Here is a 21,636-nt window from a genome sequence, read left to right on the forward strand (position 1 = left end):
GTGGCTCCTACCCGTGATCCCTTGACGGAACTAGCAAGTCAAAGCCTGGTTCCGCCGCTTTATCGCTGCGGTAAATAACGCAGCGGGTTTACGGATTTCCCCTTGTAACGAATTTCAAAATGCAAGCGTGTAGAGCTGGTGCCGGTGCTACCCATAGTAGCGATTTTTTGCCCCGCCTTAACTTCCTGTTGTTCCCGGACCAGCATCGTATCATTATGGGCGTAGGCGCTCAGGTAATCATCGTTATGTTTGATGATAATAAGATTACCGTAACCACGCAGTGCGTTACCGGCATATACGACGCGCCCATCTGCGGTTGCGACGATAGCCTGTCCCTTACTGCCTGCAATGTCGATCCCTTTATTGCCCCCTTCGGAAGCGCCAAAGTTTTCGATCACTTTGCCATCCGTCGGCCAGCGCCATGCGGAAATTGGCGCGCTGGTTGACGTACTGCTTGCATTTGGTTCGGTCGTGCTTACCGTTGGTGCCGTTACAGGCGCTGTGACAACCGTCCCAGCAGGCTTGTTGTTTGGCAACATTTTGTTAGCACTTTGTTCACCTGAGCCCTCAGAATACGTAATTGTTGGTTGAGACGCAACTGCAACGGTGGAATTTTGTGCAGGCCTAGTCACAACTCCTTGCTGTGCTGCATCCGCCTGAGTGATCGCATTTCCGCCAGTAATTGGCGTACCGGATGCGTTGCCAACTTGCAAAGTTTGCCCCACATTCAGGCTATACGGGGCAGGAATACTGTTTCGCTGGGCCAGATCGCGGAAATCGTTCCCGGTAATCCAGGCGATGTAAAAAAGCGTATCACCCTTTTTCACGGTGTAAGTACTGCCACCGGCGTAGCTACCTTTCGGAATATTCCCATACTGGCGATTGTATACAATTCGCCCATTTTCCATCTGTACGGGCTGTTCCGCGGCAGGTTGAGTTTGCAAGGGCTGCGTAACAGGACGCTGAACGGGTTGAATTTGCGGCGCTTGTTGCGTCGTCGCGCCCATTTTTGGCGGCGGTGTGATCAACATCCCGGAATTAGTATTTGATGACGAACCACCGTCCACAGATGTGACCGGCGCCGGAGGGTTTGACGAACTGGTACAACCGGCCAGCCATAGTGAAACCAGTGACAGTGCCGCAATGCGACTAACGGTGAATTTTGGGCTTCCCGCGCTCATTTATCCCCCAGGAAAAATTTGGTTAACAACCAGTGACGTAAGAACCGTGCAACGCATTAAGTGAACACGGGAAAATGTGTTCACGATACGCTTAACCCACCGGGAATAACCAGGAAAACTCCAGGTATTCGTGCCGGCTTCATCAGGCGTAATAGTGGGTGTTTGCAGGGCAAACTAGGCCAGCTCTCCCTTGACTAACGGGACGAAGCGAACGGCCTCCACGGTATCAATAATAAATTCGCCGCCCCGGCGACGCACGCGTTTCAAAAACTGCTGCTCATCACCCACGGGCAGAACAAGAATGCCGCCTTCATCCAACTGTGCCATGAGCGCGGTAGGAATTTCCGGCGGCGCGGCCGTCACAATGATAGCGTCAAACGGCGCACGCGCCTGCCAGCCTTGCCAGCCATCGCCATGACGGGTAGAAACATTATGTAAATCGAGCTGCTTCAGGCGGCGGCGCGCCTGCCATTGCAGCCCCTTAATCCGCTCAACGGAGCAAACGTGATGTACCAGATGCGCCAGAATCGCTGTTTGATAGCCGGAACCGGTGCCAATTTCCAGCACCCTGGATTGCGGCGTCAGTTCGAGCAGTTCCGTCATTCGCGCCACCATATAGGGCTGCGAAATCGTCTGACCCTGGCCTATCGGCAAGGCGATATTTTCCCAGGCCTTATGTTCAAACGCTTCATCAATAAATTTCTCGCGCGGCACTGCGGCAAGTGCATTAAGCACCTGCTCATCTCTGATGCCCTGCGCGCGCAATTGTTCAAGAAGAGCCTGTACACGTCCACTTACCATTGCGTGCCAACTCCCACGCTGTCTAACCAGTCTGAAACCACATCATGCGCGCTGTGCGCGGTTAAATCTACATGCAACGGCGTGACGGAGACGTAGCCTTCATCCACCGCCGCGAAATCGGTATCCGGCCCGGCGTCGCATTTATCGCCCGGCGGCCCAATCCAGTACAGCGTATTGCCGCGCGGATCTTCCTGCGGGATTACTTTATCCGCCGGATGGCGGCTACCGCAGCGAGTCACGCGGATACCTTTAATCTGCGCTAACGGCAGATCCGGGACATTCACGTTGAGAATACGCCCGGTACGCAACGGCTCCCGGCTTAACCCTCGCAAAAGCGCGCAAGTCACGGCCGCCGCCGTATCGTAATGCTGATAGCCGTTAAGGGAGACCGCTAATGCCGGAAAGCCGAGATGACGACCTTCCATCGCCGCGGCGACAGTACCGGAATAGATCAAATCATCGCCCAGATTCGGACCCGCGTTAATACCAGAAACGACAATATCCGGACGCGGACGCATTAAGGCATTAACGCCCAGATAGACGCAATCGGTCGGCGTTCCCATCTGTACGGCGATATCGCCATTATCAAAGGTAAAAGTACGAAGCGAAGATTCCAGCGTCAGGGAATTAGACGCGCCGCTGCGGTTACGATCCGGGGCTACGACCTGTACATCAGCAAACTCACGCAGCGCTTTCGCCAGCGTTTGTATACCGGGCGCGTGAACCCCGTCATCGTTACTCAGCAATATGCGCATAATCACCCATTGTGTTGATCAATTCCCTTACTACGCTGGTGGCAAAACTGCCTGCGGGCAGCCAGAAACGTAACTCGACGGTAACGTCATCCCACCAGTTCCAGCTTAATTGTTGCGGGTAAAGCAGCATCGCTCTGCGCGACGCCTCTACTTTTTCGCGCAGCAGCAGCGATTGCAACACCATTTCCTGGGCAATGGCGTCTTGCTCAAACGCCAGCGCCTCCCGCTGTGTTCCCCACTCTCCGCTGCCCGGCAACGACGCTGTAATCATCAGCTCTTTTTCGTCTACCCGGCGCTGCAATTCAGGCAGTTCTTCAGATGTCGCGACGAACCAGCTTCCACGACCCGTTAATTGTAGCGCATCGCCATCAACAACTTGATTAAAGTCTGGTTTCTTCAGCCGCTGGTGAACAATTTGATTAAACAACGCGCTACGCGCCGCCGACAACCAAAAACTGCGTTTATTGCGATCGCGCACCGGCGCATCACTTTGCGCCCAGCGCAGCGCGCCCTGCAAGTTGCTGCCGCCAATACCAAATCGCTGCGCGCCAAAATAGTTCGGCACGCCGCTATCGCGAATCGCCTGCAATCGTGTTTCGACATCGCGTCGATCGCTTATTTCACGCAACACCAGCGTAAATGCATTGCCTTTCAGCGCGCCTAAACGCAGCTTACGCTTGTGACGCGCGTATTCCAGCACCTTACAACCTTCCAGTTGAAACGCGCTAAAATCGGGCATCTCTTTACCCGGTACGCGCGCGCACAGCCACTGCTCGGTAACGGCGTGTTTATCTTTTTGCCCGGCAAAGCTAACTTCGCGAACGTGAATTTTCAGGAATTTCGCCAGCGCGTCAGCGACAAAACGGGTATTGCAGCCGTTTTTCAAAATACGCAGCAGAATATGCTCGCCTTCGCCATCCGGCGTAAAGCCTAAATCTTCAATCACCACAAAATCTTCCGGATTCGCTTTCAGCAATCCGCTACTTTGTGGTTTTCCGTGCAACCAGATGAGATTGTCAAACTCTGTCATTTCGCTGTCTTCATCAGCAGCGCGACCGCTTCGCAGGCAATCCCTTCGCCGCGCCCGGTAAATCCGAGTTTTTCTGTCGTCGTCGCCTTCACGTTAACATCATCCATATGGCAGCCGAGATCTTCGGCGATAAATACGCGCATTTGCGGAATATGCGGCAGCATTTTCGGCGCCTGCGCAATAATGGTGACATCCACGTTACCGAGAGTGTATCCCTTCGCCTGAATACGGCGCCAGGCTTCACGCAGCAGTTCGCGGCTATCCGCCCCCTTAAATGCCGGATCGGTATCCGGGAAGAGCTTGCCGATATCGCCGAGCGCCGCAGCACCCAGCAGCGCATCGGTCAGCGCATGTAACGCCACATCGCCATCAGAATGCGCCAATAGCCCTTTTTCATACGGGATACGTACGCCGCAAATGGTAATCGGGCCTTCTCCGCCAAACGCGTGTACGTCAAAACCGTGTCCAATTCGCATTATATTATCTCCTGGTGGATAGTTCGGGTCAGATAAAATTCCGCCAGTGCCAGATCTTCCGGGCGGGTAACCTTGATGTTATCCGCGCGACCTTCAACCAGCGCCGGATGAAAACCGCAGTACTCCAGCGCTGACGCCTCGTCGGTGATGGTCGCACCTTCATTCAGCGCACGCGTCAGACAATCGTGCAAGAGTTCGCGGGGGAAAAACTGCGGCGTGAGCGCGTGCCATAAATCGGCGCGCTCTACGGTATGGGCAATAGCGGTTTTCCCCGGTTCGCCGCGTTTCATGGTATCGCGTACCGGACTGGCGAGGATACCGCCGACCCGGCTGTTTTCGCTGATGGCCAGCAACCGCGCCAGGTCATCCTGATGCAAACAGGGTCTTGCCGCGTCATGCACCAGCACCCACTGCGCCTCTGCAACGGCCTGTAACCCGGCCAGAACAGAATCAGCGCGTTCGTTGCCGCCATCCACGACTGTGATTTGCGGATGATTCGCCAGCGGAAGTTGGGCAAAGCGATAATCACCAGGGCTGATAGCAATAACGACGCGGGTCACCCGAGGATGCGCCAGCAGCGCATGAACTGAGTGCTCCAGAATGGTTTTATTACCGATTGAGAGATACTGCTTAGGACATTCTGTTTGCATTCGGCGGCCAAATCCGGCAGCCGGCACCACGGCGCAAACGTCCAATAAAGTGGCTGCCATGTTAAATCCCTGGATGGTTTATCGATTAGTCTGCCCCGCCGTTGCCGCGCGTTTTGAGGCGTCAGGCACCAGGCGATAGAAGGTTTCGCCCGGTTTGGTCATGCTAAGTTCGTTGCGCGCGCGCTCCTCAATCGCTTCCTGTCCGCCATTGAGATCGTCAATTTCGGCAAAAAGCTGATCGTTACGCGCTTTAAGTTTGGCGTTTGTCGCCTGCTGCGCGACCACATCATCGTTGACGCGGCTATAGTCATGTATACCGTTCTTACCGAACCACAGCGAATACTGTAGCCAGACCAGTAAAGCCAGCAACAGCAGCGTTAGTTTACCCATCCTGCCCCCTGAAAAACGGCATCATCATCCCATAACGACCTCTGTGACTCCACATTAAGGACGGGATTGCCGCGACAACGCCGGCAAATGTACCACATTTGCCGGGTGTTACGTATACCCGAGTAAGGAGAACATAATCTCATTGTTGGTTACGGTTTGAATTATGACCGGAGGCGCACTGATAACCCATCTACCCTAGTAACCATATAAATAACACGCCAAACAGCGCGCCTACCGCCAGTAGAGTAAACATAATGCTAAAAAGTATCTTGCCCTTTACCAGCAGATGCAACGCAATGCCGATAATCACCGATACTGGCATTAACGCGAGGAAAAAGGGCCAGGTATAGAGAAAGAAAAACAGCGTGTTAGGGCCATAAAGCAGAAAAGGTATCCCCAACGCCAGCAGCCACGACACAAAGCCGACCACCGCCCCCGGTAATGAACTGGTGGTGTCATCGTCGACAATGAAGGCGTCTGACCTTGTGAAAGTAATGTTATGGCTATTACGCATATCAAATCCTGTAACCTTGACCATACCAGGCATACAAGCCCGGTGGTGCCCTAGGATCTGATAATATCGCGCCGTCTTAGTAGGTCTAATAATTGGGAAACCAAATTTGTTACTAATTGTTCACCATTAAGATGAATCTGTGGCGATTCAGGCGCTTCGTAAATGGCGTCGATGCCGGTAAAGTTACGTAACTCGCCCGCGCGCGCTTTTTTATACAACCCTTTAGGATCACGCTGTTCACAGATAGCCAGCGGCGTATCGACATAAATTTCAATAAAACGATCGTGGCCGACGCGCTCTTGCACCAGTTGCCGCTCGGCGCGGTGCGGAGAAATAAATGCCGTCAAAACAATCAGACCGGCGTCCGCCATCAGACTGGCCACTTCGCCTACCCGCCGGATATTCTCCTGGCGATCGGCATCGCTAAAGCCTAAATCACGACACAAACCGTGGCGCACATTATCGCCATCCAACAGGTAGGTACTGACGCCACGGTGATGTAACGCCTCTTCCAGCGCGCCGGCTACCGTTGATTTTCCCGAACCGGAGAGTCCGGTAAACCACAGCACCACGCCACGGTGGCCGTGGAGCTGTTCGCGGGCGGCGACGGTGACGGGATGAGAGTGCCAGACCACGTTCTCATCATGCAGCGCCATGTTTATCTCCCAGCAAATCACGGGCGTCCCAGTGCGGGAAATGACGGCGTACCAGCGCATTCAGCTCCAGCTCAAACGCGCTGTATTCCACGGGTGGTGTCACTCCGCGTTCGACCGGCTCCCGCACCATGCCTGCGCCCACGGTGACGTTAGAAAGTCGGTCGATAAAAATCAGCCCGCCCGTCACCGGATTTTGCTGATAAATATCCAGCGCGAGCGGCTCATCGAATGTCATCTCCACCAGACCAATGCCGTTTAACGGCAGGCTCTCGACGTCTCGTTGGGTCAGATTGTTGATATCAATTTGATAGCGGATAGTCTCGATACGCGCACGGGTTTTCTTACCCGCGAGTTTAACGTCGTAGCTTTGGCCCGGCGCCAGCGGCTGTTCCGCCATCCATACCACATCGATCGCGGCGTGCCGCGCAGGTGCCAGCGTCTCGTTTGCCGCCAGCAGCAGATCGCCGCGGCTAATATCAATATCGTCGTTGAGTACCAGGGTAATGGCTTCGCCCGCATATGCTACTTCTTTGTCGCCGTCAAAAGTGACGATACGCGCCACGCTGGATTCCACGCCGGACGGCAGCACTTTAATACGCTCTCCGACTTTGACGCTACCAGACGCCAGGGTGCCGGCATATCCCCGAAAATCGAGATTCGGGCGATTGACGTATTGTACCGGAAAGCGCATCGGCTGACGGTCTACCGCACGCTGTATGTCTACCGTTTCCAGGACTTCCAGCAGCGTCGGACCGCTGTACCAGCGCATATTCGCGCTCTGCGCGGCGACATTATCCCCTTCCAGCGCAGAAAGCGGGACAAAGCGAATGTCCAGATCGCCCGGCAACTGTTCAGCAAAGGTCAGATAATCTTCGCGAATACGGGCGAAGGTCTCTTCGCGGTAGTCAACGAGATCCATTTTGTTGATTGCCACTACCAGGTGTTTGATCCCCAACAGAGTGGAGATAAAGCTATGGCGACGCGTCTGATCCAGCACGCCTTTACGCGCGTCGATCAGCAAGATCGCCAGATCGCAGGTGGACGCCCCGGTCGCCATATTACGGGTATATTGTTCATGCCCTGGCGTGTCGGCGATAATAAATTTTCGTTTTTCAGTGGAGAAATAGCGGTACGCGACGTCAATAGTAATGCCCTGTTCACGCTCAGCCTGCAGCCCATCGACCAGCAGCGCCAGATCGAGTTTTTCTCCCTGCGTACCATGACGTTTACTGTCATTATGCAGGGAAGAGAGCTGATCCTCATAAATTTGGCGGGTATCGTGCAGCAAACGACCTATCAGCGTACTTTTACCGTCATCAACGCTGCCACAGGTTAAAAAACGCAGCAGGCTTTTGTGTTGTTGGGCAATCATCCAGGCTTCGACGCCGCCTTCATTGGCGATTTGTTGTGCAAGTATGGTGTTCATGGCGGCTCCTTAGAAATACCCCTGACGTTTTTTAAGCTCCATCGACCCCGCCTGATCGCGGTCAATCATCCTCCCCTGGCGCTCGCTGGTGGTGGAAACCAGCATCTCTTCGATAATTTCCGGCAGCGTTTGCGCATGGGATTCCACCGCCCCGGTGAGCGGCCAACAGCCAAGTGTACGGAAGCGCACCATCCTTTTTTTGATGACTTCGCCAGGCTGGAGATCGATACGATCGTCATCCACCATCATCAACATGCCGTCACGTTCCAGTACCGGGCGTTCAGCAGCCAAATACAGCGGCACAATGTCGATGTTTTCCAGCCAGATGTATTGCCAGATATCCTGCTCTGTCCAGTTGGAGAGCGGGAAGACGCGTATACTTTCGCCTTTATTAATCTGACCGTTATAGTTACGCCACAACTCTGGCCGCTGATTTTTCGGGTCCCAGCGATGGAAACGGTCACGAAAGGAGTAAATACGTTCTTTCGCGCGGGATTTTTCCTCATCGCGCCTTGCGCCGCCGAACGCGGCATCAAAACCGTACTTATTCAACGCCTGCTTTAACCCTTCGGTTTTCATAATGTCGGTGTGTTTAGCGCTACCGTGAACGAACGGATTGATGCCCATCGCCACGCCTTCCGGATTTTTATGTACCAGCAATTCGCAGCCGTATGCGTTGGCGGTACGATCGCGAAAGGCGTACATCTCACGGAATTTCCAACCGGTATCAACGTGCAATAGCGGGAACGGTAACGTACCCGGATAAAACGCCTTACGCGCCAGATGCAGCATGACGCTGGAGTCTTTACCAATGGAGTACAGCATGACCGGATTAGCGAATTCCGCTGCCACTTCACGGATAATGTGGATACTTTCCGCCTCCAGTTGCCGCAGGTGGGTGAGTCGTTTTTGATCCATAACCGTTCCTTTGCAATACCGTTTTTTGCTAAACATTTCGATTACACGACTATAGGGAGCGCAGGAGAGTGAATGAAATGACGAATTGGAATGAGTAGTTCCTCAAAGGAATAACGCGGCCCAAAAACCAATATCAAAAAATGCTTAACGTACCGGATTCCCGGCATTTAGGAGCAAATGAAATTGTGTTAACACGATCGCAGTTTCATACTAACCGGGTAAAATTTTGTTCTGTATTTAAGGACTCATTATGTTTTCCGCAACGCGCCGTTTTACCGTCATTCTGGCGCTCGGCGTAGGCTTTATCCTTCCTGCACAAGCAGCATCACCAGGGCCTGGTGAAATAGCGAATACTCAGGCACGACATATCGCCACCTTTTTTCCCGGGAGAATGACTGGCTCCCCCGCCGAGATGTTATCTGCCGATTATTTACGCCAACAATTTACCCAGATGGGATACCAAAGCGATATTCGAACGTTTAATAGCCGATTTATTTATACCACGAAGGATAATCGCAAAAACTGGCATAACGTGACGGGCAGTACGGTCATTGCCGCCCATGAAGGGCGCGTGCCGCAACAGATCATCATCATGGCGCATCTGGATACCTACGCTCCGCAGAGCGATGCCGATGTTGATGCCAATCTGGGCGGTTTAACGTTACAGGGAATGGATGATAATGCCGCGGGATTAGGCGTTATGCTGGAACTGGCGGCGCGTCTGAAAGATATACCGACCCATTATGGGATTCGTTTTATCGCCACCAGCGGGGAAGAAGAGGGAAAGCCAGGCGCGGAAAATTTACTCAAACGAATGAGTGACGCTGAGAAGAAAAATACGCTGCTGGTCATTAATTTCGATAATCTGATTGTTGGCGACAAGCTCTATTTTAATAGCGGGAAAAATACGCCGGAAGCGGTGCGTACACTGACCCGCGATCGAGCATTAGCGATTGCGCGCCGTTATGGTATCGCCGCCAGCACCAATCCGGGGCTCAATCCGTCCTACCCCAAAGGAACGGGTTGCTGTAATGATGCGGAGGTTTTCGATAAAGCGGGAATTTCTGTGCTTTCCGTTGAGGCGACAAACTGGAATCTGGGTAAAAAAGACGGATACCAGCAACGCGCGAAAAATGCTTCCTTCCCGAACGGCAATAGCTGGCACGACGTACGGCTTGATAATCAACAGCATATTGACAAGGCGCTGCCAGGACGAATTGAGCGCCGTAGTCGCGACGTAGTACGGATAATGCTGCCGCTAGTAAAAGAGCTGGCGAAGACGGAAAAGACATCCTGATCTGCTGGTAAAAATAGCTTATCCCCGCTGACGCGGGGAACACGACCACAGTAACTTCAGCAGCCTGACCGGCAGCGGTTTATCCCCGCTGACGCGGGGAACACGCGTAGAAGCTGTTGACGTCAGCGAGCGCAAACGGTTTATCCCCGCTAGCGCGGGGAACACGTATTATAGCGGGTAATTGAGGAGAAAATCATCGGTTTATCCCCGCTGGCGCGGGGAACACCGTAACCTAAATCAATGCTCAAGGTCGTCCACCGGTTTATCCCCGCTGGCGCGGGGAACACGGATTATATGTCACAGACAACAATTACACTGGCGGTTTATCCCCGCTGGCGCGGGGAACACACCAATACCCAGAACAATACCTATCAACGCGCCGGTTTATCCCCGCTGGCGCGGGGAACACTAACGATGCGTCGTGGTGGTATCTCCAGACACCGGTTTATCCCCGCTGGCGCGGGGAACACTTTTCTGCATACATAGTCGCATTATTTGTAATCGGTTTATCCCCGCTGGCGCGGGGAACACTGCATCGCCCGTGGTGCTGCGGGTGTTTCTCCCGGTTTATCCCCGCTGGCGCGGGGAACACCATTTTTTATCTCCCACCAGACGCTGACCCCGCGGTTTATCCCCGCTGGCGCGGGGAACACCTTCTGTGCTAATGACGTTGCCACGTGGCGCGCGGTTTATCCCCGCTGGCGCGGGGAACACACTAAATCTATATATTTGTTCCAGAAAGCCTTTTTTGCCACCCAACAATCCACCAACATTAAGATAACAATTTCTTATTATTAAAGAACATTCAACTCATTGATTTTCAACGGGAAGAAAAGAAACTAATCTGAGTCCATCCAAATCTACCGGAATACGGCGGTTCTCCCCCCAGGTCTGGAACTCAAAACCTGACTCCGTATTTGTTGCCCAGGCCATTACTACGTTTCCGACTCCACCCAGTTGTGTAATCTGTTGCCAGATCATCTCCCGAATGCGTTTTGATGTATCGCCAACATAAACCCCCGCACGAATCTCCAGTAACCATATGGCAAGCCGCCCTCGCAGGCGCGGCGGTACGTTTTCAGTCACCACCACCACCATGCTCATTAACCATGCCCCCGATGTCCGCTGTCACCCAGAGATTCCGGCTCAGGTATTGCTGGCGGCAACATATCCGGCGCAGGCTGAGGTGGTTCAATTTCACCGGCAGCGAGCACCTCTTCGATCAGTGGGATCAATTTTCCGGTCAGCTTCGAACTGCGAAAAATATCACGGCAGGCCAGGCGCACTTCTTTATCAGGTTCCGCCGGATGACGAGCGGCGATCTCAAATGCCTTTGGCACGACAGATTCAAATTTAATAATGTCAGCAATGTCATAAACAAAAGACAGCGGTTTTCCGCTATGAATAAAACCGATTGCAGGCGCATAACCCGCCGCCAGCACCGCCGCCTCGGAAATCCCATACAAACATGATGTCGCTGCGCTGATGCATCGATTTACCACATCGCCTTTTTCCCAGTCTTTAGGATCGTAGTTACGGCCATTCCACTTAACGCCGTATTGCTTTGCAAGCAACGCGTAGGTCGCCCGCACACGGCTACCTTCAATACCACGCAACTGCTCAATAGAGCGGCGGGCTGGCGGCGGTTCGCGAAAGCGCAACTCGTACATTTTACGCACTACCTTCAGACGCAAATCGTCATCCAGCGCCAGTTTTGCCTGGTAGAGTAATTTATCTGCTCTCGCTCCGCCTGGCTGCCCGGAAGAATAAACCCGCACGCCAGCTTCTCCCACCCATACCAACAGGGTGCCGACCGTTGACGCCAGATGTACTGCGGCATGTGAAACTCGCGTTCCCGGTTCAAGCATGATGCAGGCGACCGACCCCACCGGGATATGCGTACGAATCCCGGTTTTATCGATTAATACAAATGCCCCATCCAGTACGTCAATCTGCCCGTACTGGAGGAAGATCATTGAGGTTCGATCTTTTAACGGGATCGGATTGAGCGGTACGAACGTCACTCACTGTCTCCGGGTTTGATCAACATCATCCCGCAGCCAAATGCCCGGCTTTTACCGTATCCCTGCACCAGCCGTTGCAGAAACAGCACAGGGTTATTCACCACCAGCACACCTGCATAGTCCACACTGCTAAACTGAATCATCTGCCGGGATTTTTCGCGTCGTATCTGCTGTTGCCGATAAGCATCGACACTTGCCTCGCGCAGAGAGAATCCATTTTGTTCACCCTGGCGCGATAACCACTCCAGCGCTGCCTGCTGCTGATAAGTCCAGATATCCCGACTATCAGGCTGCGTTTTTACCTGACGCTTCGCCTCCATCAACAGATCGTGGCGCTTACCCGCTTTACAAATGGTTGGATTTGCGCGCAGGGTAAAACGTAGTATCTGACCAACACTTAGCTCAGGGGCAAATGGGCGACACTGTACGTCGAAAATCGCGCTCTCCGCTGGCCGTTCCTGTGACAGAACAAAAAAGCGAAACGCCCCCTGTAGCTCTTCACGACGATAGAGAAACTGCCGTTCCTTGCCGCCGGGAAAGAGCTCCCATAGCCACTGGTGCATCACGTACTCGCCGCGCTCCACAAGGTGAAGTAGCTGCGAGGGAACAAGCTGAGCAGTATGTAAAGTTATTCTTGAGAGATACACGCGTCCTCCTTGCGAAGCCACTGCCCCTGATTCACGCTACGTTCACCGAACAGCCATTGCTGGCGGCTCAACGGCATGTCGCGACGACGTAATATTTTGTTTGCCGTTAAGCCCTCGTGTTCACCTTCCCACCAGCATTCGTTCTGTAATCTGGGGAGAGTCAGTTTCAGCGCATTGAATTTATCCTGATACTGACGATACGCTTCGCGTAACACATCCGCCGCACTCCCTTCCAGCAGTTGCGGCGCAAGCGGCAACGCCAGAGGGTGACTTTTGCGCCCCAGATACAGCGGGAACACAGGATGTTGTAACGACGCCTGAAGCTGCGCCAACGTGTAAGGTGCGTCCGGCGTCGCGCTGACAGCGATCATCCACCAGGCGTCGGTGTAGTAGTCGCGTCGGGAAATCAGCGCGCTCAGTAACTCAGGATCCTGCAACTCTTCACAGCGGCTGAAGTAACGTGCCTTACGTACCTCTTTCGGCATCTGGACGGTGTGATAATCCCTCGCCCAGCGAGGGTTGCGGCTGGCGCACAGCAAAAAGGAATAGTGACGATTAAACGCACTTAGCCGTTCCTCTTCATCACGCCGAATACCCAGCGCCGCCGCCAGCAGCCCCAGCAACGCCGAGCGCGAGGGCAGATCATGGCTGTGGCGCACTTCGCCTGGCGCATCCACGCCCCAGGACGCCATCGGCCCGTGAAGCTGAAAAACCAGATATTGGCTCATAAGCCGCCCCTTACGCGCAGATGAAATCAAGCATGTCTTTCATGCTTCCCTGCTGATTCATAACGTTAAAGTCTTTGAACGCAGTCTCCTGTGCATAGACCGCATTCATATTTTCACGCAGCGCGGTAATACGCTTAACCGCAACGTTCAATTGGTCTGTACCGTTGATCGGTTCATAAAACGCGGCCGCCAGTGAACGTGGTTGGTCGGTGCCTTTTTCGGCCAGCGCCCACGAGGCATAGGCACGGCTGGCAAAGCTGTTCTGCTTGCCGGTCGGCGAGACTTTCAGCGCCGCTTCAGTAAAGGCCCGCAGCGTTTTGTTTGCCAGCTCTTCATTGCCGTTAAGGTTTTTTACCAGCAGATCTTTGTCGATGCAGATATAGGTGTAAAACAGCGCGGAGCCAAAGCCGGTTTCGCCGAGATGGCCTGCGCCTGCATCATCGGAGGCGGCGCGCAGATCGTCAACGGCGGTAAAGAAATCATCTTCGACGATAGTTTCGCTGACGCCAAACGCGTGCGCAACCTGGCAGGCGGCTTCAACGTTAAAATCGGGTTTATTGGCCAGCATACGACCAAACATCGCAATATCGACGGCCATACGATCGTGACGCAACAGTGCAGCCTCTTCTTCCGTCGCCGGACGTTTTTCTTCCGCCAGACGGTGTGCCAGCGCTTTTACCGCCTCAAACTCAGCAGGGCTGATATGCACCAGTTGCTCGGTGTCCGCGTTCGTTAATGGATCTTTCGCTTTCTTGTCTGCCTTTATTTTACCAAAACAGTTGGCGATTTTTTCTACATATTCAACCGCTTTTTTGGCGTCAATACCGCTATCAATCAGGATTTGCGCCGCTTCACGCGCGATGCGCCCGCTGCGAATACCGATATTCCCGGCCAGCGCCTGTTCAAACAATTCAGAGGTGCGCCATGCGCGTTTCAGGCTTTGCGAAGAGATGCGCAAACGCGTTGCGCCACCAAGCACTACCGTTTTTGGCGCGCCGGTGTCGTCACGGTTGAGGTTGGCGGCAGGATAAGCGGTTAATAAATGGAGTTGAATAAACGTTGTCATTTGAGAGTCCCTGTTAATCTTTTTCGTTATCGTCATCGCCGGCCTGGTAGTATTCCAGCGCCCAGCGGATACGGATAAATTCGGTTGGCCGCTGTTGGCGGCGATGGTGGTTCAGCAACTCATTATTTTCCTGGCACCAGTGGAAAATATCCTCCGCCAGCGAAATCAGGTTGACTGTGCCATTTAACAACTTCACCGCGCGTCGGAGCTGGCGCAGCAGTTCATCGGGGGTTTTTACCGCGCAAAGTCGGGAAAATCGTAGCTCCGACATGACGTTATTTAGCTGTGCGGCGAATTTTTGCCGCTCATCTATCGATTTGATATGGGCCGCTACTGCCGCCGTCAACGCCAGCGCGGTAAAGCGCCACTCCTGCCCTTCGATTTTCCATAGCGTATGGGTCTGCATCAGTAGGGAGCGGAATCCTTCCGACAAGCAAACGTCGTTCACCGTTACGCTGCGTCGCAGACTGGCCCGCGCGCCGCGCTGTTCCTGTAACTCTTCATGCCACTGGCGCAGCGTGGCATTATGATCGTCCTTCACGATACTCATTCAGCAGCCTCCTGCTTTTTTGCTTTGGCGGCTTTTGCGCTTTGTTTTTCCGCCGATGTCGTAAAATATTTTTTTCGTGCCGTCATAATGCGTTTCAGATCGCTACTCTCATAAGGGCTGGTAAAGACATGGTCGTCAAAGTAGCGCCGGGTAAATAGCCAAAGTTCGCGTTGCCATTTAGTCAGCCTTTCGTCCGGCTTGTGTCCGTTTTCAAGATCGTGGATCAGATTGAGAAAACGTCCCTGCGTCAGGTTCCAGAAATCGATATCAATAAAACTGAAATCACCCCGCGTATCCTTCGCACTGGCGAACCACGCTTCTTTTAGCGCACTGCGCAGCAGACTAAGGAGACGGGCGGCGGTTTGTGCTGCTTTACGTAAATCAGGGATCAGACCTTCCGTCATCAGTAACGGAAAGTGATGCTCATACCAGCAGCGAATTTTCATATTGTCGAAATCCGCGCCAAAACCCCATAGCCCCGCTTTGACATCCCTGAGACGACGCGCGTTAAACACTTTCACAACCAGCGCCGGATATTCTTTATTCGCTTCTGTATGGTTTTCCTGACTTAATCCCAGCCAGTCGCGCCAGATAAGCCCGCCAGGCTGAGGTTTAACCGAGAAGAATCCACTCCCCTCTTTCACCGGCAGACGATAGGGCGTCAGCGGATGGCGCCAGCCATCATAATTAACGCCATAGTTCTTAACTGTCATAACGCTCAGCAGCTCATCACTGTCAGCACCGCAGATATTGCAGGCGCCTGGCTGTGTGGTCGTAAAATCAAGACGGATACGGCGCGGCATTCCCCAGTATGCCTGCAGCTCATTAACCTGCTCTGGCGTCGTCACCGCGCTCGCCTGTTCACTGGTTCGTGTTGCGGCAAGCCACGGGAAAACCGACGCGTCACAGGTCACAGGTAACGGCAGATCCGCAGCATCCTGCGGCATTACGTTCAGCCACAGTTTTCTCCACAACGGCGTTTGCCGCTCGCTCTGATACGCCTGCAATTCAATTAGCGTGGTCATCGGCCCGCCGCCGCGTAGCCCGGTACGGTAGCCTTTGCCGCCAGAAGGGGCGTTAAGCTGTAACGAGAACAGCGCCAGCGCGGCGCAGTGCGGGCAAAATCGTTCCGTTACGCCACGTTTGACAAAATGATCTTTATTAAATTTGGTCGTTTGCGCGCCAGGTGTTTCCGGAAGCAGCGAGGCAACTGACACTTTTTCACCGGTTAACGGTTCAAAATCCTGCATAAAAGACGGCGTTTCCGCGCCAAACTGAAAGGCGTGCTCTAACGGCGCTAATGCTTCACGCAGCATTTCCTCTGTTAGCCCATCCAACCAAATATCCTCCCAGCGGGCGCTATTCTTCGGCGCGATGCTGCATTGCAGCAACCCCAGCAGAAACTGCCAGGCCGCTCCCTGTAAATCGGCTCGCGTTGCGGCGATGTCCACCACGTTTTCATCCGCCAGATCGACGGGGGCCAGCTTACCCGTCGAGCCGTCGTTGAAACGGACGGGAAGCCAGCAATTCGTTAATAGTGAAAAACTTTTCATATAGACTCTTATTACGCCTCCATCTTCCCGGTCAGACCTTCTGTCGCCGAGTAACCGCATGCTGCTGAGTCCGTTACCACAATCACGATGGCAAGGTCCTTATTCTGGTGTTGTTCAACGCACCACTGTTGAAATAATTCACCTTCTAACCGTTCAAACTCACCGTTATGTTTTTCCCACCAGCTCTTACGTACTCGCAGAGCGCTCATCTCCCACGGGTGCCCACCTGGCGCATAAGGAGTCACCGCATCATCCACAACTTTCGCCAGCCACAACGTAACCGACTCTTCCGCCAGGCGTGTCGAAAGTTTCTCCGGCAGAAAGTCGCTAATTTCCGCACAATAGCCCGGCGCAAAGTTAAGCAGCATCTGGCTGGCAAATGCCCGGTCGCAATAAAATTTGCCTTCCTGCAATTGCTCGGTTTTTGCAAATCCAACCGGCATGTCGACATCTTCGCCGTAAACTGACTCGATTAACAATCGGGCAGATTGCGGCATCCGAATGGCCCCCTGCTCACGTAATATGCGCTGCGTCAGCCACATGCGCCCATGATCGGGATAGACATAGGCACTGTTGCGCATGGCACTGGATAACCAGTTCTCCCGCGGCGCGTCATCCCACTCCGGAGCAAGAATGCGCAGCACTGGCGCCTCGCGCTCATCCTGCCCACTCTTTTTCACCAGACCGTTACGGTCACGAATATGGCGCTGTAGCCGGCCGGCCCGCTGAATTAATAAATCCACCGGCGCTAAATCAGAGATCATTTCATCGCAGTCAATATCCAGACTTTGTTCGATTACCTGCGTGACGATAATGACCTTACCGGCACGTTGCGCCCCGCTCTGTTTGCCAAAGAGATTCAGCGTCTGGGTCTCAATCCGCTGACGATCGTGAAAAGCAAAGCGACTATGGAAGAGTAAGAGGTTTTCCGCAGCGACAACCTTACTCAGTTGAAGCTGGCGATAGATACGAATCGCATCATCAACGGAGTTACGTATCCAGGCGATACAGTTTCCTTTTTCCACTGCTTCGCCTATACGTTCAAGACACAACGCTTCGCTGTGTAGCCAGCCAATGTTTACGCTACGCTCAACCTCCTTACGTGTATCAACCCGCTGAGAAATCAGCTCTGTTTGTGTGACCTGAGTCAGCCAGGGATAATCGTCATGGCCCAGCAACGGCGCTTGCACATTACGCCTCACCCCACGGGAAAACGCCGTCACCAGCTTATCTCGCTGCTGCTGCGATAGCGTCGCGGATAACAGAATCGTGGCATTGCCATTACTGGCCTGCCGTTCAATCAAGCCTTCGAGTATTCGGGACATCCAGGCATCGCAGGCATGGACCTCATCCGCCAGTAAAATCTTATTGCTGAGTCCCAGTAACCGCAGGTTGTTATGTTTAAATGGCATTACCGCCATCATCGCCTGATCCAACGTGCCTCCGCCAACAACGCTTTTTTATTGCTGTCGGCAAACCAGGCGGCGCATCCCTGACTATAAGGCTGTACGTCATCGGCTTCTTCGGTACCAGAAAGAGTGACCGACCATATTGACTGATTGAAACGATCCATTAAGCGACGCGCGCTATGCGCCAGAATCAGGCTGGGACGAGAATCCGGCTGATACAACGCCAGCCAGCTATTCGCCATGCGTTCAAACATCGCGTTAGCCGTCGCCATTGTTGGCAGCCCAAAATAAAGTCCCTGCGCTTTACCTGCCGCCATCAGCCGATGAGCCAGTATGAGCGCCGCCTCTGTTTTTCCAGCCCCGGTGACATCTTCCAGAATAAAGAGTTGCGCGCCATCCACGTTGATATCCAGTTCAAGCGCTTTTTGTTGTAACGGTGTGGGATGCTGAATAAAAGGGAAAAGCGTCTCTATGCCCGTAAAGGTAGACACATTCGCCACTGGCGGAAATAGCGTAATAGCAGTTTGTGCTTTAACGAGCGCTTGCTGCCAGTAGGTATCAACAGGCATTTTTTCCGCGGTACGCGGAAAATAACGACTGGCAGAACCTGTCCAGTCCGCCAGTACAACCGCAGCGGAAATAAACCAGGAAAGTTGCTGAAATTGGGCGATACCTTCATCTTCATCCCAGGCTTCAGGCAGAGTAATTAAAGGAAAGAGCGCTTTTATGCTGAGAAGGAAATCTCTAGCCGCGTCTTTATCCTGCTGGCGAAACTGATCCAGTTCCTGGATTGCCTCTGGAGGGCGTCCATGATGGCCTGTAGTGACTGGCATCCAAAGCGTCATAACGCGCTGACTTTTACGAACTGAAAGCGAGGAAGGAGGAAACAATTCAGGGCATTCACTTAGCCAGGAGTTCCACAACTCGTATCCCAGCGTGGTATGCGCGATTTTTTCATAATGCCGTGTAGGCTCATTAAAGGCATTTAAAGCCTCATGACGGTATAGTTGCTGGAAGGAGTGAGCAAATTTCCCAATATCATGCCAGCATAAAATCCAGGCAAAAAATTGCGCTGCCTGCTCCTTATCCTGAAGGCCTAATTTTTTTAGATAGTGGTCAATAAAATAAATATTATTTATCACCATCCAGTAACCCACAGCCGCAACATCTAAAGAATGCCAGCAAAGCAAATGATAATCATCGCCGCCGTCAGGCTCCCCCTGCCGGGACTTTCCCCAGTAATGATATATCGACACGTAAACTCCCGTATGATAATAATAAAATACTCTACGCCTTTTTAATGATCTTTTTTTTGATACACCTCACGAAATTGCACTTCTTAATATTATATTTAAATATTCCCTCTCAACTTTATATTTTTTGCCAAAGCATTTATTTCACGAATAATTATTATAAAATTCCCCGCCATTTCTTCTGGAAAAGGCATTCGAAGAGACCTCTTTCAATGCCTCCGGCATAAGCCAAACTTTAAAAAAACGAACATCCTCAACGAATTATCTACCTTTTGTCTGAAATCTCTTCACTCCAAAGTAGCGCCAACAATAAATCTGCTATATTTACAGTGCTGTTCAGATTATCTCCTGCGATCAACTCTGGCTGTTTTAATAAAAGAATAGTGAACTGAACGGCATATTTTACCCCCGAAGTTGAATAATATAAATTTGAAGGAAAAATTATGCCAGTCACTCTAAATTTCGGTAACCATCAAAATTATACGCTTAATGAAACTCGGCTTGCTCATCTGCTAAGTGCAGATAAAGAAAAAGCAACCCATATGGGGAACTGGGATAAAGTCCGGGACCACTTTAGATCGGAAAAAAAGGACCATGCGCTGGAAGTATTATACGCCATTATTCACGGGCGGGGTCCTGGGGAACCTGGAGAAATGGAAGTCAACGTAGAGGATATGAGTAAAATTTACGCGTTTAAACGGTTACAACATTTAGCCTGTCCCGCTCACCAGGATCTGTTTAAGATTGAGATGGATGCCTCTCAGACACAACTTTTATTTATGGTCGGCGACACGGTGATCAGCCAAAGCAAGATTCAGGATATCCTCAATACCTCAGATAATGTAGTAGTAGAATCTATGAGTAGAGAGGAGAGACAGCTATTTTTACAAATATGCGAGGTGATTGGCGCGACGATTACCTGGCACCCAGAGTTACTTCAGGGATCGGTATCAACCCTACGAAAAGAAGTCACTGGTAATGCACAAATCAAAGAGGCGGTTTATGGGATGATGCGTCCCGCAGAAGCGCCCGACCACCAGCTTGTTGAATGGCAGGACTCACTTACTGAAAATGAAAAGTCGATGCTGACCTGTATTAATGCAGGTAACTTTGAGCCTACAACTCAGTTTTGCAAAATAGGTTATCAGGAAGTAGAAGGTGAAGTCGCTTTTAGCATGATGCATCCATGCATCTCCTATTTGCTACATACCTATACGCCGCTTGTAGATTTTAAAGGAACAAATGCAGGTTTTTTAAATGAACTTAATCAGGATTATAACGGCTATCATAAAAATAAAATGTTTATTGATGTAATTCTTGAAAGAATATATCTAGCGCATGAACATTCTTTGCATATTGGTAAAAATGAGTGCAGTCGCAATATATTACTGACATAATGATATTGAGTAAAATAACCGATTTAAAATCCGGCAGCCTGCCGGATTTTTCATAGTGGCAAGTATAATCATACCGCGTAAGGACAATTACCCTTCATGTAGCCCGCACTCACGTTTCAGTCCGAAGAAGCGCGTCTCTTCTTCCGCCATGCCCGGTTCCCACTTGCGGGTAGTATGCGTATCGCCCACCGACAGGTAGCCTTGTTCCCACAGCGGGTGGTATTTCAGACCCTGTTTTTGCAGATACTGATATACCGTGCGGTTATCCCAGTCGATAATCGGTAGCACTTTAAAAATGCCGCGTTGAATAGCGAGAACAGATAAATGCGCGCGGCTGCCGGACTGCTCGCGGCGCAGGCCCGCAAACCATGTCTGCGCGTTTAATTCTTGCAGCGCCCGGTTCATCGGCTCGACTTTGTTGATCTCATTGTATTTCTCAATACCTTCTACGCCCTGCTCCCACAGCTTGCCGTAGCGCGCCTCCTGCCAGGCCGGACTTTCGCCCGCGCGGTAAACTTTCAGGTTGAGTTTGAGTTTATCCGTTAACTCATCAATAAACTGATAGGTTTCCGGGAACAAATAGCCGGTATCGGTAAGAATCACCGGGATTTCCGGACGGATTTGGTTTATCAGATGGAGACTCACCGCCGCCTGTATGCCAAAGCTTGAAGAAAGCACATATTCGCCGGGCAGATTTTCCAGCGCCCACGCCACGCGTTCTTCGGCAGTCAGCGTCTCCAGTTCGGCGTTAGTTTCTGCCAGAGCCAGAATGCGATCTACTTTTGGCAGGTTATTCAAAGCGTTGAGATCGAGTTGGGACATAAGTTCCTCACTGTTTGCCTTGCCTGATGGCGCTGCGCTTATCAGGCCGACAAAACGACATGACGGTAGGCTGGATAAGGCATTTATGCCGCC

At 52.3% G+C, this 21,636-nt stretch carries 22 protein-coding genes, 1 pseudogene and 1 CRISPR repeat array; of the genes and pseudogenes, 3 read left to right on the forward strand and 20 right to left on the reverse strand.

The genetic code is table 11. The features are described 5' to 3' along the window. Nucleotides 1-59: 59 nt before the first annotated feature. Nucleotides 60-1,130 carry a murein hydrolase activator NlpD gene (nlpD, locus tag ACE15A_RS18730; RefSeq protein ID WP_226998567.1) on the reverse strand — a complete coding sequence of 357 codons (1,071 nt, stop codon included), beginning with the start codon at nt 1,128-1,130 and terminating at the stop codon, nt 60-62. Here nlpD and ACE15A_RS18735 point away from each other — a divergent pair. Beyond that, entirely contained in the window at nt 1,021-1,245 is a 225-nt protein-coding gene (locus ACE15A_RS18735) for a peptidase (RefSeq protein WP_226995555.1), read from the forward strand. The genes nlpD and ACE15A_RS18735 overlap by 110 nt on opposite strands. 110 nt (nt 1,246-1,355) lie before the next feature. Here the strand turns inward: ACE15A_RS18735 and ACE15A_RS18740 are convergent, their stop codons facing one another. The 10 genes from ACE15A_RS18740 to cysD form a co-directional block, all read right to left on the reverse strand. Beyond that, a complete protein-coding gene (locus ACE15A_RS18740; RefSeq protein WP_000253545.1) occupies nt 1,356-1,982 on the reverse strand; it encodes a protein-L-isoaspartate(D-aspartate) O-methyltransferase in 627 nt (208 codons plus the stop codon). Then, complete coding sequence (surE, locus tag ACE15A_RS18745; protein WP_053509133.1) at nt 1,976-2,737, reverse strand: 5'/3'-nucleotidase SurE; 762 nt, start codon at nt 2,735-2,737, stop codon at nt 1,976-1,978. The genes ACE15A_RS18740 and surE overlap by 7 nt, the downstream gene beginning before the upstream one ends. Continuing rightward, nucleotides 2,718-3,767 carry a tRNA pseudouridine(13) synthase TruD gene (gene truD, locus ACE15A_RS18750; protein ID WP_023249306.1) on the reverse strand — a complete coding sequence of 350 codons (1,050 nt, stop codon included), beginning with the start codon at nt 3,765-3,767 and terminating at the stop codon, nt 2,718-2,720. Before truD ends, surE begins: the two co-directional genes overlap by 20 nt. Next, on the reverse strand, nt 3,764-4,243 hold the full coding sequence (ispF, locus tag ACE15A_RS18755; protein WP_023249305.1) for a 2-C-methyl-D-erythritol 2,4-cyclodiphosphate synthase: 480 nt from the start codon (nt 4,241-4,243) through the stop codon (nt 3,764-3,766). Before ispF ends, truD begins: the two co-directional genes overlap by 4 nt. After that, nucleotides 4,243-4,953, reverse strand: coding sequence for a 2-C-methyl-D-erythritol 4-phosphate cytidylyltransferase (gene ispD, locus ACE15A_RS18760; protein ID WP_053509135.1), 711 nt, complete (start codon nt 4,951-4,953; stop codon nt 4,243-4,245). Before ispD ends, ispF begins: the two co-directional genes overlap by 1 nt. Before the next feature lie 18 nt (nt 4,954-4,971). Beyond that, the gene (ftsB, locus tag ACE15A_RS18765) at nt 4,972-5,283 is read right to left on the reverse strand and encodes a cell division protein FtsB (protein ID WP_000517481.1); all 312 of its coding nucleotides are present in this window, start codon (nt 5,281-5,283) and stop codon (nt 4,972-4,974) included. Between the two features lie 190 nt (nt 5,284-5,473). After that, a complete protein-coding gene (locus ACE15A_RS18770; RefSeq protein WP_023184140.1) occupies nt 5,474-5,797 on the reverse strand; it encodes a DUF3561 family protein in 324 nt (107 codons plus the stop codon). A gap of 50 nt (nt 5,798-5,847) precedes the next feature. Beyond that, nucleotides 5,848-6,453 carry an adenylyl-sulfate kinase gene (gene cysC, locus ACE15A_RS18775; RefSeq protein WP_023249303.1) on the reverse strand — a complete coding sequence of 202 codons (606 nt, stop codon included), beginning with the start codon at nt 6,451-6,453 and terminating at the stop codon, nt 5,848-5,850. Continuing rightward, nucleotides 6,440-7,879, reverse strand: a complete 1,440-nt coding sequence (cysN, locus tag ACE15A_RS18780; protein ID WP_053509137.1) for a sulfate adenylyltransferase subunit CysN — start codon at nt 7,877-7,879, stop codon at nt 6,440-6,442. The genes cysC and cysN overlap by 14 nt, the downstream gene beginning before the upstream one ends. A 9-nt stretch (nt 7,880-7,888) precedes the next feature. Continuing rightward, entirely contained in the window at nt 7,889-8,797 is a 909-nt protein-coding gene (cysD, locus tag ACE15A_RS18785; protein ID WP_000372384.1) for a sulfate adenylyltransferase subunit CysD, read from the reverse strand. Between the two features lie 250 nt (nt 8,798-9,047). On the opposite strand from cysD, the gene ACE15A_RS18790 reads away from it, so the two are divergent. Beyond that, on the forward strand, nt 9,048-10,094 hold the full coding sequence (locus tag ACE15A_RS18790; protein WP_023249301.1) for an aminopeptidase: 1,047 nt from the start codon (nt 9,048-9,050) through the stop codon (nt 10,092-10,094). A gap of 14 nt (nt 10,095-10,108) precedes the next feature. Beyond that, nucleotides 10,109-10,808: direct repeats of the CRISPR family, unit length 29 nt; unit sequence CGGTTTATCCCCGCTGGCGCGGGGAACAC. A 96-nt stretch (nt 10,809-10,904) separates the two neighbouring features. On the opposite strand, the gene cas2e is transcribed toward ACE15A_RS18790, so the two are convergent. From cas2e to cas3, 8 genes and pseudogenes are all read right to left on the reverse strand, one after another. After that, nucleotides 10,905-11,198, reverse strand: coding sequence for a type I-E CRISPR-associated endoribonuclease Cas2e (cas2e, locus tag ACE15A_RS18795; RefSeq protein ID WP_023249299.1), 294 nt, complete (start codon nt 11,196-11,198; stop codon nt 10,905-10,907). After that, nucleotides 11,198-12,118, reverse strand: coding sequence for a type I-E CRISPR-associated endonuclease Cas1e (cas1e, locus tag ACE15A_RS18800; RefSeq protein ID WP_053509139.1), 921 nt, complete (start codon nt 12,116-12,118; stop codon nt 11,198-11,200). The genes cas2e and cas1e overlap by 1 nt, the downstream gene beginning before the upstream one ends. Beyond that, nucleotides 12,115-12,765, reverse strand: coding sequence for a type I-E CRISPR-associated protein Cas6/Cse3/CasE (gene cas6e / locus ACE15A_RS18805; RefSeq protein ID WP_053509141.1), 651 nt, complete (start codon nt 12,763-12,765; stop codon nt 12,115-12,117). Before cas6e ends, cas1e begins: the two co-directional genes overlap by 4 nt. Next, nucleotides 12,747-13,493: a type I-E CRISPR-associated protein Cas5/CasD gene (gene cas5e / locus ACE15A_RS18810; RefSeq protein WP_023249296.1), complete on the reverse strand. Its 747-nt coding sequence runs from the start codon at nt 13,491-13,493 to the stop codon at nt 12,747-12,749. The genes cas6e and cas5e overlap by 19 nt, the downstream gene beginning before the upstream one ends. Nucleotides 13,494-13,503: 10 nt before the next feature. Further along, a complete protein-coding gene (gene cas7e / locus ACE15A_RS18815) occupies nt 13,504-14,559 on the reverse strand; it encodes a type I-E CRISPR-associated protein Cas7/Cse4/CasC (RefSeq protein WP_023249295.1) in 1,056 nt (351 codons plus the stop codon). Nucleotides 14,560-14,572: 13 nt separating this feature from the next. After that, nucleotides 14,573-15,109, reverse strand: a complete 537-nt coding sequence (casB, locus tag ACE15A_RS18820) for a type I-E CRISPR-associated protein Cse2/CasB (RefSeq protein WP_023249294.1) — start codon at nt 15,107-15,109, stop codon at nt 14,573-14,575. Further along, nucleotides 15,106-16,662: a type I-E CRISPR-associated protein Cse1/CasA gene (gene casA / locus ACE15A_RS18825; RefSeq protein ID WP_053509143.1), complete on the reverse strand. Its 1,557-nt coding sequence runs from the start codon at nt 16,660-16,662 to the stop codon at nt 15,106-15,108. Before casA ends, casB begins: the two co-directional genes overlap by 4 nt. 11 nt (nt 16,663-16,673) lie before the next feature. Beyond that, a pseudogene (gene cas3, locus ACE15A_RS18830) lies at nt 16,674-19,327 on the reverse strand (CRISPR-associated helicase Cas3'). 440 nt (nt 19,328-19,767) lie between these two features. Between cas3 and sopD the strand changes: the two are divergent. Next, complete coding sequence (gene sopD, locus ACE15A_RS18835) at nt 19,768-20,721, forward strand: SPI-1 type III secretion system effector SopD (RefSeq protein ID WP_023249291.1); 954 nt, start codon at nt 19,768-19,770, stop codon at nt 20,719-20,721. 87 nt (nt 20,722-20,808) lie between these two features. Here sopD and cysH read toward each other — a convergent pair whose 3' ends face one another. Then, nucleotides 20,809-21,543 (reverse strand): phosphoadenosine phosphosulfate reductase, encoded by a 735-nt coding sequence (gene cysH, locus ACE15A_RS18840; RefSeq protein WP_023249290.1) that lies wholly within the window; start codon nt 21,541-21,543, stop codon nt 20,809-20,811. Between the last annotated feature and the right edge of the window lie 93 nt (nt 21,544-21,636).

Source organism: Salmonella sp. HY31, assembly GCF_042604575.1.
Taxonomy (GTDB): Bacteria; Pseudomonadota; Gammaproteobacteria; order Enterobacterales; family Enterobacteriaceae; genus Salmonella; species Salmonella diarizonae.

Bases quoted from the DNA above. Each gene is read 5' to 3' on its own strand.
- ACE15A_RS18740 (WP_000253545.1), bottom strand. From the start codon at position 1,982: ATGGTAAGTGGACGTGTACAGGCTCTTCTTGAACAATTGCGCGCGCAG.
- surE (WP_053509133.1), bottom strand. From the start codon at position 2,737: ATGCGCATATTGCTGAGTAACGATGACGGGGTTCACGCGCCCGGTATA.
- truD (WP_023249306.1), bottom strand. From the start codon at position 3,767: ATGACAGAGTTTGACAATCTCATCTGGTTGCACGGAAAACCACAAAGT.
- ispF (WP_023249305.1), bottom strand. From the start codon at position 4,243: ATGCGAATTGGACACGGTTTTGACGTACACGCGTTTGGCGGAGAAGGC.
- ispD (WP_053509135.1), bottom strand. From the start codon at position 4,953: ATGGCAGCCACTTTATTGGACGTTTGCGCCGTGGTGCCGGCTGCCGGA.
- ftsB (WP_000517481.1), bottom strand. From the start codon at position 5,283: ATGGGTAAACTAACGCTGCTGTTGCTGGCTTTACTGGTCTGGCTACAG.
- ACE15A_RS18770 (WP_023184140.1), bottom strand. From the start codon at position 5,797: ATGCGTAATAGCCATAACATTACTTTCACAAGGTCAGACGCCTTCATT.
- cysC (WP_023249303.1), bottom strand. From the start codon at position 6,453: ATGGCGCTGCATGATGAGAACGTGGTCTGGCACTCTCATCCCGTCACC.
- cysN (WP_053509137.1), bottom strand. From the start codon at position 7,879: ATGAACACCATACTTGCACAACAAATCGCCAATGAAGGCGGCGTCGAA.
- cysD (WP_000372384.1), bottom strand. From the start codon at position 8,797: ATGGATCAAAAACGACTCACCCACCTGCGGCAACTGGAGGCGGAAAGT.
- ACE15A_RS18790 (WP_023249301.1), top strand. From the start codon at position 9,048: ATGTTTTCCGCAACGCGCCGTTTTACCGTCATTCTGGCGCTCGGCGTA.
- cas2e (WP_023249299.1), bottom strand. From the start codon at position 11,198: ATGAGCATGGTGGTGGTGGTGACTGAAAACGTACCGCCGCGCCTGCGA.
- cas5e (WP_023249296.1), bottom strand. From the start codon at position 13,493: ATGAGCCAATATCTGGTTTTTCAGCTTCACGGGCCGATGGCGTCCTGG.
- cas7e (WP_023249295.1), bottom strand. From the start codon at position 14,559: ATGACAACGTTTATTCAACTCCATTTATTAACCGCTTATCCTGCCGCC.
- casB (WP_023249294.1), bottom strand. From the start codon at position 15,109: ATGAGTATCGTGAAGGACGATCATAATGCCACGCTGCGCCAGTGGCAT.
- casA (WP_053509143.1), bottom strand. From the start codon at position 16,662: ATGAAAAGTTTTTCACTATTAACGAATTGCTGGCTTCCCGTCCGTTTC.
- sopD (WP_023249291.1), top strand. From the start codon at position 19,768: ATGCCAGTCACTCTAAATTTCGGTAACCATCAAAATTATACGCTTAAT.
- cysH (WP_023249290.1), bottom strand. From the start codon at position 21,543: ATGTCCCAACTCGATCTCAACGCTTTGAATAACCTGCCAAAAGTAGAT.